Raw genomic sequence first — 13,148 nt, forward strand, 5'->3', positions numbered from 1 at the left:
TAATAACTAACGCATATTTTCCCATCTCGCCAGGAAGGAAGCCCGACACTGCCATTTATTCGTAGCTTAAGGCCTTACAACGACTATCCGGTTTCAATTCAATGAAAATTCCTGCCTCTTGATGGTAAACGAGTGGAAACCGCTCCGTATCTACATATTCCCGCACACCGCTTGAAAGCCGCCATACCTGAAGCGGGACTCCTTTTCCCCATAAGAATAATCGGTCGTCGCAAATGGCCATATCCGCTTGGGGGTAAGGAAAAGCCCCGTCTTCAACAGGCTTACAATTTAGGGATGGGATCGCTGGAAGCACACGCCGGTACCCGGGCTGGGTCATATCGAATAGGACAACAGCCGGTTCAACTCCTTCCTCTCCCCAATCTTCCTCCTCCAGCAAATCGGCATCCATCTGTCCCCAAACCGCCAATGTATCGGGTCCTGTCCAGTACACCGGCCCATCCCAATCTATGGTTTGCCAAAGATGGCGAACTGACGGACCATTCTCCGATTCCCATGGGTTCATCAGCCAATCGGATAAGGACCAAGTTCGGACCACTCCTAATGGAGCCCATACCCATCCCGTATCCGCAATCCACTTTCCACCTGGTGAAATCAGCAGCCTCCCATGAAAATAATCTAGATAGTGCTCATTTTTGCTTTCGCTGTTATAAACAGGAGTAGGTCTTGCTGTCAAAAGCATGCCTGTTTCTACATCCGTCAGATCAAGCCGGTTCCATTCCGTCCCATGAACAAGAATATATGCACCGTCTTGATGTACAAATGCCAGGGGAAACATACTTTTATCGTAGTGATATTCGTCCCGTGATAATTTCATTTTTTCTTGAGCATGGACTAAATCATACACTGCCGCATGCCGTCCAAAACGATTGGAGATAGCTACGTAGCTGCCGTCAGAACTGGTAACCATTTGGACAGGTTGCATGGGATTAAAATCAGGAATACAAATACGTGTGCACAATTCTGCGCTGCCTGAGCGAAGTTCTAGTCTCCACAGTTCTGCTTGTGTGTTTAGTGCCAGCAGGGTTATGCTTTCCTGAGAGTCGCCCTGTAGTGGATGAATGGCTGTAAGGCGCCCGATAGACGGTGGTAAATCAGGTAAAGAAACGTGATGGAATGGCATCATTAAACCCCTTTTATTCTGGATAAATAATAATTTATACCCGCATTTGTGAAGCTGGATTTATCAACAAAAAATCTGATATCAAGCAATGCAGTTAATATTTTAATAAAAACTCCCGGTTTTTTCGTGCAAAACAACTTAAGATATGTAATTTCGCTAGGATTACTTTTGAGAACAAAATAGGAGTAATTCATCAAGATCAAGTTGGAGATGAACTGCTCTGTTGGAGATTGATGCTCATTGATACAGTCGATCAGCACCTCTAACACCCTATTTTTATCAGACTTGTAGGCTTGCATAAATATCGTTGCTTCTACAAACGGCTTGTTGAAATCATCGAGTGGAAAATCATATACATCATGACTACCCAGTATGAAGTTAACCCATTGGCCTTGTAAAAATTTTATTTTTTCCAGCGCTGCTTGTGTATCCATATCCATCTTACTTTTGTGAATATGCTCATGCAAAATGTTAATAAGAATGTGCAGATCATAATGTTGTGCGTCTTCCATTCTGTACATAATCCTATTATTTTCAATCGTTAAACGATCATAAATGTCGTCACCTAAACCCAGTTCAAATAAAAGATGTTGAAGGAAAAATAGTCTGTCCTGAGCAAACGTGAATTCATTGCCTCTCTCTGCTAGATGTGAAACTTGATATTGATAATAAAAACAACATAAGTTTTTTCTCCTATAAGCAACATCTTTATGTATATCAAAAACATTAAAAATGAGCGAAAGCAATCGAATCAGGCGTTCAGCATCCAGTTCGCCTCGAATGACATGATCCATTTTTGTAAATAGCGACCTGTCAAACAGATCATGCCATCGCACTAGAGAAACATAATCCTGCTCGTTTATATTCAGGGTTAATATTCTTAAATTTTGCTCTTGATCGGGATAAGAATAAAATAGATATTCATGACTTAAATCAGAAATACGCTCATTAAAATAAGCTCTTAATTTGTAATCGTATATTTTAGAAAATGACATACCTATCCTCCTTACAAGTAAGCCTGAGCATATTAAACTAAGCACAAAACATTTTCGAACTCCTATATTGTAAAATTAATCTGGATAGACTGGCAAGGCGGCACAATTACAGAAACATATGTTCTCCATATCTATATTATGATATCTTTACGATAGAAGTAAAACGTGATGTCGGAAATCATAGCCTACGATTAGAAAGGAATGACAACCTATGAAACAGCTAAGCGAAGCTCTGGCCCGTTTTGTACAACAACAAAACTTATATAATGAAGCCTACGGGCTGTTCCAAAACCACGACATCCAGCCCCGGATGGAGAAACTAGCAGATTGCTGGGACAGTCAGATTCCTGTATCCCCTGAGCTTAAGTACCTGTATAGCCATTATGAAATGATCGATGCCAAGGCAGCGGGAACACACAAATTAAAAAATGCAGCAGTTGAAATCGGGGATGCCGCGGTTCTCTTTTTTGCCGCACCAGAACATCTGTATCGCCAACAGCTGGGCTATCGCTGGATTACATCTGGTGAGCTTGTCCAAGAATCTTCTTCGTGGCCGCCCCATCATATCGTGATTGCCACTTTTAATGACGATCCAGTCATTGTCGATACTAGCGCACTCGGTTCCCCTGTATATGCTGCATTCGAAGGCGGTGTCCCGCAGCAGATTGCTGACTCTTTAGCTAACTTCTTTACGGCTCTCTCCATCCTGATTGAAGGTGCCTGTACCTTTAAGGGAGAATTGAAAGATGAGGAGACCTACGAAACCAAAGCAGAATATATCGAGCACGTAAAACCGCTGCTGCATCATTGGTTGGGCGACAATCAAACTACGTTTTTATTGGAATACCTATCCCTTTGTTAGAAATCCTTTTTTTTGAAGAGAGGTGGAGCTTATATGATCTATATCGCATTACTGCGAGGCATCAATGTTGGCGGCAACAACAAGATCGAGATGAAGAAGCTCAAGCAAACGTTTGAAAATGTAGGTTTGGGGCATGTGACGACTTACATTAATTCTGGAAACATCATCTTTTCCAGTCAAGGTGATTCCAACGAGGAACTATCGCTCAAACTGGAACAGGCGATTCTGGAGGATTTTAGCTTACCCATCCGCGTCATCGTCCGTAACATGAAAGAGATTCAGAGCATTATGGAGGCACTGCCGAATGAATGGTCTAATGATACACAGATGAAAAGTGATGTAATGTTTCTGTGGGATGAAATTAACGATATTTCCGTTCTGGACAAGCTTCCTTTAAAAACAGGAATAGGCCATGTAATATATACGACCGGGGCCGTTCTGTACTCTGTCAGCAAAGAACAAGTCACAAAAAGCGGGTTAACGAAATTAGTCGGAACCAAGCTGTATCAGCAAATGACGGTGCGGAATGTGAACACAACTCGTCAGATTTATAAGCTGATGCAAATGGCTGAACAGGAAGAGTTGCAGGATACGAGTTCTTGACTGTAATCCAAAAGCAACGTTGGGAGGGTAAACTTAAAAAGGAGCCTTTTTAGGGCTCCCCAACTGTTTTTCTTCGATGTAAAGTTTTCCCTAGTCTTTATATATTGTCTCGTTAAATTTTAAAGCCTTCGACCAGTTCATTCAGTCGGGCCGCGCTTTCCTTCACCTGATCAGACTGGTGTGCCACTTCAAGAGATTTCTCCGTCGATGAAACCATATTCTCTGCAATGTGCTGAGTGGATATAGCGGACTGTTCGCTGGCTGTTGCAATCTCATGAATCGCTCTCACCATCGTTTGGATGGTTGCATTCACCTGCTTAGAGGTGGCGTTCAAATCATTGACCGTGTTCGTATGCTCCACGGCATCATTGTAATATTGTCCTGCTGTATCCTCAAGCAGCTGATAATCCTTGCCTACCTGGGCTTGCAGGAAGTGCAGTAATTCTTCGGCATTAGTAGTTAAATTCTCTACCGATTGCACAACTTCTTGAGTAACACTCTGAATTTGGTCTACCGCGTGTTTGGAGCCGTCTGCCAACTTGCGAATCTCGTTAGCCACAACCGCAAACCCTCGACCTGACTCACCCGCACGAGCCGCTTCAATGGATGCATTTAGAGCCAGCAAATTGGTTTGTGCCGTAATTTCTAAGATAGACTGAGAAAGTAAACGAATTTGGTCTACGGCCTTGGCTCGTTCTAACGCTTCCTTCATCTTTTCATTGGCCTTCCGGTAAATTTCCTTGGCCGCTTTATTGGATTCACTTGCCGCATGCTTCAATGTTTCGGCTTTTACACTTGTATCATGGGCAGACTGAGCTCTTTCTTGAGTTTTGACCGAAATGTACTCTGCTGCCCGCTGCATTTCTTCCGCCGAATGGTTCATATTTTCGGTGTATGCCGAAGTCTCTTCCATAGCTGCTGACAGCTGTTCGACCGTGGCAGATACATCTCTAATCCGCTCATTGAGATCTGTCATATTATGATTCGTCTGATCACTCAGTTGGTTAATTTGGCGTGACTCTTTGATAACCCCCGTAATGACCATTGAGGTTGAATCTGTCATTTGTTGAATGGCACGCGCAATCACAGCGATCTCATTATTTCCTTTAAGCAAGGCAGGATCAAGTGCTGCCGTTAAATTTCCTTGGGTAATCTCCTCACAGTATTTCGTAATTGTACTCATCCGAAAACGGATATTTCGAATGGCCGCAAAGGAGATGGTGATAAGAATAGCCAGCACGAGGGCCAGAACTGTGATCAAAACAATTGTACGCATTTTAATCTCATTTTGCGTATTTTGATATAAGTTAGCGGATTGCTCATTGTTATAATCTGAAATCGTAGTCAGCATCGTAACAATTGCCGTACTGGATTTATTAATTCGGCCTCTTTCTTCCGTGTCATACGTTCCACTATTTTTTTTGACTGCCATGATTTGCTCAATATCCTGATAATATGTGTCTATACTCCCCCGTAGTTCCTCGTACATTTTCTGTTCCTTAGCATCCAAATTCCTTTGTGAGAATTCATTTAGTCCGGTTGTAACGCTATCTTTTCCTTTCTGCACCTGCTTATACTGTTTATCTGTGTACTCCTTATTGTCGAGTATTTTTGTATAATTAGCCCGCATATTATAGAAATCACTTTTGACTTCAAGAATATTCGTTTGGTGTTGAAAGCGATCCACATACAAAATACCTTGACCCTCTTTAGCTTGATACATACCGATAACCCCTACCAACGATACAATGAGTAAACCCACTAAGCTGATTACAATCATGGAAATCATCGTTGTCGTAACCTTTAAATCTCTAAAACCCTTCCCTTTTTTAGTCCTGTCTGATAGCTTGTTACTCATCCAAACCCCTCCAGATCGTCTATGGATAATAGTTCACGCTGCTCTCAACTTTCACGAGTTTCCGCTCGGTCTCCTTGACATTGCCCTCCAAACAACACAATGAAGCAGATCACAGAACGTGATGATATCTATATTTATATATATCGGTAGAAAGCGCTTAAATTTATAAGTAAGATAACAGTGATGCAAAAATAAAGAATATTATAATAGGCAACTTCATAGTTGGACTTGCTATGTAACTCAAAAATTTTGATGCTCATGGGCTTAAAGAATTTGCTAAACCTATCTACTATTTACATTTAGCCATAGGATAACAAGCCCCGATGATAAGTTATTCCATCGGGGTATATTATCCTATGGCTATGGCCTTCTTCTCTTTATTATTAAGTCTTCAATTTAAAACCTAGTGTGATAATTTCATGCGGCTTTACAGACTGAAGTAACTCATCAGAAGAATCCATTACGATGTCTTCTCCTTGTTCTTCGAGGATATTACTTTTATAAAAATCGTATTGCTGCGTCCTGGGCTTGATAATTAATTCGGCTATACTATGACTCATATTGTACCAGCGTAACAGCACATCCCCCGACAGCTCATTCATTTTCATAGAGGAAAAGGCAAGCTCCGTGCTTTTCCAATCAAACGGCGCATAATCTGGAGCAACTGTACCCTCATGAATCCCCGTTTGTTTTACAATCCAAGGAATTTGGTATTGATAGGCTTCTCTATACGCGCCGGACTGAATACCGTCGCCATCATGTGGAATGATTTCCAGACGGGCGGTATGCTCACCTGGACATTGCGCTTCCGGCGTCGGGAACCATCCCCAATCACCCAGCTCGCCAACTGAGCGAAGCAGCGTTACTGCAATCGTGTTACGTCCATCACGCAGCACTTCATATTCATTCAACCCGAGATTGGCCACGGTCAGACCGGTTTGTTCCCCGCTTACATCCACAAACGCCTGCTGATGTTGTGTATTGCTTGGGTTTTCCCACTCAGGTGCGGGTTCATTGTCCCGGATTGCAATTTCAAACATGGAGTCCACCCGATGCTCGCCAGAGTGTATTTCTGTCGGAAACAGCGCGCGTAGTCGGTGGTCCTTGGCTTGGTTGTTGAAGGTGGTTTCCATGGAAACACCCCTGCTGTTCCGAGATAAAGAAATGACAGTCCGTATCGTCAGCGGAACGGTCTGTCGGGAGCGCTGAGCCTGACGATACGGATAATAAACCAGTTCTCGCTGCTCCTGCCCCAGCGTTTCATCCGCAGAGGCTGGTATTTCCCAATGATGGATAATCTCCAAGGATGCGAGAAAAGGTGTATCTTCAAGCACACGGATGTCAGCGATCAAATCTTCGGTGGTCCGCGCCTGCTCTCCCTCGGGATGTCTGAACATATACTCGTTGCCGATATCACCAACATTTTCATATACGCCAAGGTCTTTGTAGCTGCAGCCTGTACGCTTATCCGTCAGGGTAAAAGAGCCGTTATCCGCAATTTCGACGTGAAGCAGATCATTTTCCATACTTCGACTGCCTTGAAAAAGTGAAGAGGAGTCAGTCTCGACATTGCTTTTCAGCCAAGCATAGGTTTTTAAGCCTAAAAGGGGCACACGTTCTACCTCAAAGGTAAGGCGAACCCGACGAGACATGTAAGGCTGGCGGAATCGATCATCCGGCAAATCATAACCGAACTGTAGCCCGAGGTCCTCCACCTTGCATGCCACCGGACACCCTTCACTGTCCACCAGTACGCGCCCGGAAAGATCCACTTTCTTCGCTCGATGAGAGGCCTCCTCAAGCGTGTATCCTTCACGGAAGTACAGACGCACCACTTCCAGTTCTGCCGACACTATACCACTGCGTTCCCAGCCTGACGTATTAAAAATCACGAGTGGCAACGCATCTTCTCCAAAGCGACTGAAGCCCGTCGTATCCACTGCTTGCGCAATGACCTCAATGCTTTCATCCACAATGCTCTCGGCTACATGACGGCTCTTATCAAACCGGGTCACCATCTCACGGTGCACCTCGTCCACACTACAGCCGCAAATACTGTCATGCGGATGGTTCTGCATCAGTGTTTTCCAGGCATAGGTGAACAAATGGTGAGGGTAAGCCTGCCCCAACAGATGCGCGAAGGTTGCAAGCGGCTCAGCCACTTTTTCCAGCATCACTTGTCCCAACTGGTTCATCTGTTTCAAATACACCCGGGCAGAAGCCGTATTCACCAGCGTTCCCCAGCCGTCCGTGCGCTGACTGCGAAACTCTCCCTTCACTGACGAGAGTTGCCTTTGGGTAGCCCGTTTCAGAGAGGTCAGATAATCGTTGAAATTAGAATGAATAAACTCGATATCCGGATAAAGCTTCTGTGCCGTACGGATTGCTTCCGGTAAATCAAGCTGTAAAGGCTGGTGATCGCATCCGTTCATGAACAGCAGCTCGCCAGTTGAAGCATATTTTTGCGCATCATCCAGTTTACGCTTCCAATAAACCTTGGCTTCCGCCTCATCTACCGGAACCTCATTGCCGTTGGAATACCAGTTAGCGAATAAAATACCGAGTACCTCCGATCCGTCTGGCCCCGTCCATAACAGTTCCGAAAAGGAGGACTCGTAGCCTCTATCCGACACTGTATTGTTAAACCCTGTGGGCTTTACGCCCCTTCCGAAGAAAACATTCGTAATCCCCGACTGTAGCATTAACTGCGGAGTCTGCCCAACCAGACCAAACGTATCGGGGAAGTATCCGATCTTGGACGGATTGCCGTAACGTTCAGCATCGCGGTGCCCGATCTGCATATTACGTACATTGGCTTCGCCGCTGGTCAGAAAAGCATCCTGCAAAATGTACCAGGGTCCGATAAAAATACGACCATTGCGAATATGCTGCTCCAGCCGTTCCTTATGCTCGGGGCGAACCTGTAGATAATCCTCCAGAATGATCGTCTGCCCGTCCAGATAAAAGCTTTTAAAATCCGGGTCCTGCTCCAGCTTATCCAGTAGAGAATCCATCAGGCTAATCAGGCGCATATGGTGCTTCTCATAAGGCAAATACCACTCCCGATCCCAGTGGGTATGCGAAATAATATGTGCTGTCGTCTTGCTACCCGTATATGTGTCTACTTCCCTGCTTATCGCTTGATTGCTGATTGATTCATCCCTTTGCTCGCTCATCGCATATCTCCTCACCGTATGTCTTGACCTGCCATTGTTCACTGTATCACTTCAATCGTCACGTCCTCAGGACGATATACTGCTAGCAACTGACCTTCTCGATCCACAGCAAACAAGACAGAGCGGCTCCTTGGCAACAGAAAAGCGTAGGATAATCCAGTCGCCTTATCTCGAACACGCACTTGCGTATCCCGGGAAAACTCCGATACGAAAATATACAAGCCCCCATTCTCGAAATTCAGCTTACGTCCATATAGTCCCGGCTGATCGCCACCGTCTATCCACTCCAGTTCTCGCTCCACCCCGGCGGCAGTGAGGGCATAGCGATATAGCTCACCAATCGGCTCATCCCTGCCATTCAACTCCAGTGGAAGCGGACTCCAGATCAAGCGCCCCTTGCCAAGCGGCAGGTTCACGACTTCATCCCCCATCGCTCCATCCGCTTCCGGTGACAGTTGTTCCTCCTTAGCCACCTCAGCAATTCGCCGCTGACCGAATGAGACAGGGAAGGTTTGACCCTCCAGACTCATCATTTCCTCCCGTTGGACGTTCCCCAGCGTACGCTGCCCAATAATATCATCGACTCGGTCGCTCACTTTCCAGTAAGGATCAAGGCCCAACGGTCCGGTGACTAGTAAAGTCACACCGAAGGATCGCACCATTTCCAGAAGATGTTCCAGCGATGTACTGTCGAAATTGTGCGCGCTAGGGATCATAATCAGTTTCGGTAACTGCCGCTTGAGCGAGTCCAGATGATACTCGGAGACGGCACGGAATGGCTGCTTGAGATCATAGGACATCACCCGGGTAAGCCGTGTCGTGGCATCAAAGGCAAGCGATCGGTTGGAGAAATCATTCGAGTACGGGAATACAACAGCCGTTTCCTCCAGTTTTCGGTCTGTAAACAGATCGCGAATATCATTCATAAAACGCCCAAAATCGTAAGATACCTCTGCTTCCGGCTTCTCGGTCCCATCCGCACGTAACGCACCGATGTGAGATTCATTGGCATTATCCATATAAAAGTTCGTATTCCATATCCAATGAATCGCACCCGCTCCACCAGTCGAAAAGGCATACGCATACTTGCGCTCCAGCATGTCGCGCAGCTCCGCCTCTGAACGCTTGGCTCGACCATCCGGCGTCTCAACATACATTATTCCGGTTTCCTGCACGAGATTCGGTTTGTCTGGTGTTTTGGCAAAAATACCGTCCCACACCAAATGGTCATTCAGCCACCATGAATGCACCGTCGTATAATCCACCACAGCCTCATAAAAAAACGGAGACGGCCGCTGCGCGCCCATTGCCTCGTCCTGTCCTACAGTTACCAAATGCCCGGGACAAAGCTCTCGAATCGTAGTCGCCAATTGCTCGGCCCACAGATTGTGCATATCCATTGAAAACAGACAGTAATCCAGCCACTTGGCTCCCTTTTTGGCCTGATGCATATCCTGAACGTCGAAGTTTATCTCCTCCGGCTCGGGAATTGTGGCAGAAGCAAAACAGGGAAGCTGCTGTGGCGTCATATTCCATGCTTCCTGCAAACCCTCAATGCTGCCGTGCCGTTGCCCCAGCCATGTGCTGAATGCCTCCTGTTCCCATGAGTTCCTCGCAGAACGCGGACCATCCGCGAAAATGCGCGACGGATCAAACATGGAAGGCTCGTTAATCAGATCCCAGTCTACATGGGTTGTAGTCGTGTGACGGCTGACAATACTGCGAATGAACCGCTTTTGTGCTTCAACGCTTTGCGGATCGAGATAAGGGTTAACCCCTTCCCATGTTTCCGGTGTAAAAGAAAAGAACGTGAACGTCACCTGCAATCCATGCCTTTTGGCTGTCAGCAAAAAAGCATCAATTGCTCGAAGCGCCTCTTCCGAGGCGTGCCCGTCTATCTGCATCATGTTGCGATAAGCCGTCCATACCCCTGTACGAATCCAGTTGATGCCCGCTTTGGCCATCTGGGCCATATCCCGGTCCCAAATTGCTGCATTGGGCAAAAACAGAAACTTCCGTGCTACATCTGAGGTCATATAGGTCATGCCGACAACAGGCAACGGGCGCCCATCCTTTATAAAATAGTCCCGACTGCGCATGATGATCTGTCCTTCAGCCAGCAGTTCGGCATCCTGCCCCCAAAAGCCCTGTCGCAATATACGCACTTCACCATCCGATGACTCGGCTCGGCAAATGACCCGATATAAACCGCTTAGGATGAAAAAGGAAAGGGGAATACGTACAAAGTCCTGTTCTCTGCTAACTTCAATCTGCAAGCGCTTGCTCCATACCTCCTGACTGTGATCATCCAATATTTGCTCCACCGTCAGGTCAAAGCTCCATATCTCGTGATATCTGGGCGTGGCTCCTCCTCGCTGCAATCTTTGGGTTTGAAGTGTCAGTACGGCTTGTTCCCCAGGCTCATAAGCAGCATAGTTTGGCTTGATAGATAGCTCCGTCATCCCCTTGGCGCAAAAACGTGCCCATTGGGCAAGCAACTGCTCCCCATCCTGTTCCCAAAAGGAAGCTGTCAACGGCAATTGGACAAACATCCAGCGTGCGCCGGCAAACAGACCTCGGGCATGCTCCCATAGCACCACTGGGGCGGCAATGTCCCGTCCGTCCTTACTTACTCCCTTGAGCAAAGGATAAATTCGCGTATTCATCGGCCCGGCAGAGCCCATTTGGTGCGGCAGATCGCTGCTTTTGGTCGTATGTGGAACGAGATTCCACGTATCCGCCACCTGGAACAGAGACTCCTGACCACACAGCACAGAAATATCCTCTGATGCGACCAGAGAAGTCACCTTCGACGCGTCTACTCTCAGCACCTCATGAATATGCAATTCCTGATGATATGCAGTCTGCTCAGTCTCAATTACCCAGTCTCCATGCTCATCAGCAGGATCGCGGACCGGATTCTTAAAGGGTGCTCCCCCGACGTTAAGCAGCCCCCCTCCCCTGTGGAGAAATGCCACGATTTCGGTCCAGGCGGACTTGGGGAAGTACGGTGCATGCAGATTGACAAAGCAGCCGTTGTCCATATGCTTTAGCGTTTCAGCCAGTTCATCGGCTCGTACGACCACCACGTCTGCAACTCCCTGAAATGCCTCGTCTGGCAACAGGCTCCCTATAGCGGGAAAGCCTTGCTCACTGAAAACAACGATGGATAGGTTTACTATGGATTCATTCATAACAAGCCATCCTTCATGGCCTTATACACAAGCTGGGCAAACAGACTGTTGGACCAGGCGAACCATTTTCTCGTATAAACCGTGGGATCATCTGCATGAAAGCCTTCATGCATATATCCGGTGTCGCCATCGGTCGCTTCCAGCATCCGGATCATCTCCAGCTTTTCTTCTGTGGTCTGGGCCGTTAACCCTTGCATAGACAGGGACATATGCCAGATGTAACCCGGCAGAGTGTGCGGACTTCCGATGCCTTTAGCCGCCTTGCCTTCATAGTAAAACGGATTCTCCTGACTTAAAGCGAAGAGTCTCGTATTTTGATAGATAGGATCGTCCGCCGTCGTATAGCCCAAATACGGAATGGACATCAATCCCGGCGTACCTGCGTCATCCATCAGGCAGTAGTTGCCAAATCCGTCCGTTTCATAAGCATATATAGGCCCGAATACCGGGTGGCGGTAAATGCCGTACAAGCGGATACCGTGCTCCACCTCAGCCTCCAGCTCCTTCAGCTCGTTCAGAAAGTCCATATCACGAAATACCCACTCCGCAAACTCCTGCATCTGCCGTAAAGCAACTACCGCAAACATATTACCGGGTATATTGTAGTGGAAATCGCAAGCATCATCACTGGAACGGAAGCCCGACCAAATCATCCCTGTATAGTTTACAGGCATACCGAGTCCCTGATTGCGCAAGGAATCGGTGAAAATGCCGTTATTACGCGTAAACCGATACGCAGATTGCTCTTGGTGACGCTGCTCCGTTTTGAACACATCCACCATTTTACGCAGAGCCATCTTGAATTTTGAATCAAAAATATCGGTAAGCTCCGTTTCCTTCCAGTACATATAAGCCAGCCGAATGACAAAGCAAAGCGAGTCGATTTCAAATTTTCGTTCCCACACCCATGGCGACATTTCCGTCTCATCGGCCGCGTTCCAGTGCCAGTCATTCGCCGTCTCATTGAACGCATTCGCATACGGGTCTATGAGGACATAATGAATATGGCGCTTGATCAGACCACCAATGATACGCTGTAAATCAGCATCCTCCCTGGCTAACGGCACATAATGAATGACCTGCTCTACGGAATCCCGCAACCAAAGAGCCGGAATATCACCTGTAATGAGAAACGTTGTCCCATCATCCATTAGTTTGGTCGTTGTCTCCAGTGAATTTGGAAAACAGTTTTTAAACAGCTTCAGCAGCTTCGGCCTGTGAGCCAGTGCTTGCTCCGCTTCCTTAAGTACGTCCTGAACAGCCTGCGGCAAGTCAAGGTCGGGCATCGGTATTTTGGGAAGTCTGAATTGTTCCAATAG

8 protein-coding genes are annotated in these 13,148 nt (G+C 46.8%); 2 read left to right on the forward strand and 6 right to left on the reverse strand.

Annotated elements, in window-relative coordinates:
- Window positions 1-55: 55 nt before the first annotated feature.
- Together BM358_RS18630 and BM358_RS18635 are read right to left on the reverse strand one after the other, a co-directional pair.
- A complete protein-coding gene (locus BM358_RS18630; protein ID WP_028542314.1) occupies window positions 56-1,141 on the reverse strand; it encodes a hypothetical protein in 1,086 nt (361 codons plus the stop codon).
- Between the two features lie 2 nt (window positions 1,142-1,143).
- The gene (locus BM358_RS18635) at window positions 1,144-2,136 is read right to left on the reverse strand and encodes a hypothetical protein (RefSeq protein WP_028542313.1); all 993 of its coding nucleotides are present in this window, start codon (window positions 2,134-2,136) and stop codon (window positions 1,144-1,146) included.
- Between the two features lie 211 nt (window positions 2,137-2,347).
- Between BM358_RS18635 and BM358_RS18640 the strand changes: the two genes are divergently transcribed.
- Entirely contained in the window at window positions 2,348-2,998 is a 651-nt protein-coding gene (locus BM358_RS18640; protein WP_028542312.1) for a hypothetical protein, read from the forward strand.
- Window positions 2,999-3,031: 33 nt separating this feature from the next.
- On the forward strand, window positions 3,032-3,601 hold the full coding sequence (locus tag BM358_RS18645) for a DUF1697 domain-containing protein (protein ID WP_028542311.1): 570 nt from the start codon (window positions 3,032-3,034) through the stop codon (window positions 3,599-3,601).
- Window positions 3,602-3,713: 112 nt separating this feature from the next.
- Here the strand turns inward: BM358_RS18645 and BM358_RS18650 are convergent, their stop codons facing one another.
- From BM358_RS18650 to BM358_RS18665, 4 genes are all read right to left on the reverse strand, one after another.
- Window positions 3,714-5,459 carry a methyl-accepting chemotaxis protein gene (locus BM358_RS18650; protein WP_028542310.1) on the reverse strand — a complete coding sequence of 582 codons (1,746 nt, stop codon included), beginning with the start codon at window positions 5,457-5,459 and terminating at the stop codon, window positions 3,714-3,716.
- A gap of 383 nt (window positions 5,460-5,842) precedes the next feature.
- A complete protein-coding gene (locus BM358_RS18655; protein ID WP_028542309.1) occupies window positions 5,843-8,635 on the reverse strand; it encodes an alpha-mannosidase in 2,793 nt (930 codons plus the stop codon).
- 38 nt (window positions 8,636-8,673) lie between these two features.
- Window positions 8,674-11,829, reverse strand: coding sequence for a beta-galactosidase (locus BM358_RS18660; RefSeq protein ID WP_028542308.1), 3,156 nt, complete (start codon window positions 11,827-11,829; stop codon window positions 8,674-8,676).
- Window positions 11,826-13,145, reverse strand: a complete 1,320-nt coding sequence (locus BM358_RS18665; protein WP_028542307.1) for a glycoside hydrolase family 125 protein — start codon at window positions 13,143-13,145, stop codon at window positions 11,826-11,828. Before BM358_RS18665 ends, BM358_RS18660 begins: the two co-directional genes overlap by 4 nt.
- Window positions 13,146-13,148: the final 3 nt, after the last annotated feature.

The organism is Paenibacillus sp. cl130 (assembly GCF_900116035.1).
Lineage (GTDB): Bacteria > Bacillota > Bacilli > Paenibacillales > Paenibacillaceae > Paenibacillus > Paenibacillus polymyxa_B.

Coding starts and splice junctions, on each gene's coding strand:
- BM358_RS18630 (WP_028542314.1), bottom strand. CDS start 1,141: ATGCCATTCCATCACGTTTCTTTACCTGATTTACCACCGTCTATCGGG.
- BM358_RS18635 (WP_028542313.1), bottom strand. CDS start 2,136: ATGTCATTTTCTAAAATATACGATTACAAATTAAGAGCTTATTTTAAT.
- BM358_RS18640 (WP_028542312.1), top strand. CDS start 2,348: ATGAAACAGCTAAGCGAAGCTCTGGCCCGTTTTGTACAACAACAAAAC.
- BM358_RS18645 (WP_028542311.1), top strand. CDS start 3,032: ATGATCTATATCGCATTACTGCGAGGCATCAATGTTGGCGGCAACAAC.
- BM358_RS18650 (WP_028542310.1), bottom strand. CDS start 5,459: ATGAGTAACAAGCTATCAGACAGGACTAAAAAAGGGAAGGGTTTTAGA.
- BM358_RS18655 (WP_028542309.1), bottom strand. CDS start 8,635: ATGAGCGAGCAAAGGGATGAATCAATCAGCAATCAAGCGATAAGCAGG.
- BM358_RS18660 (WP_028542308.1), bottom strand. CDS start 11,829: ATGAATGAATCCATAGTAAACCTATCCATCGTTGTTTTCAGTGAGCAA.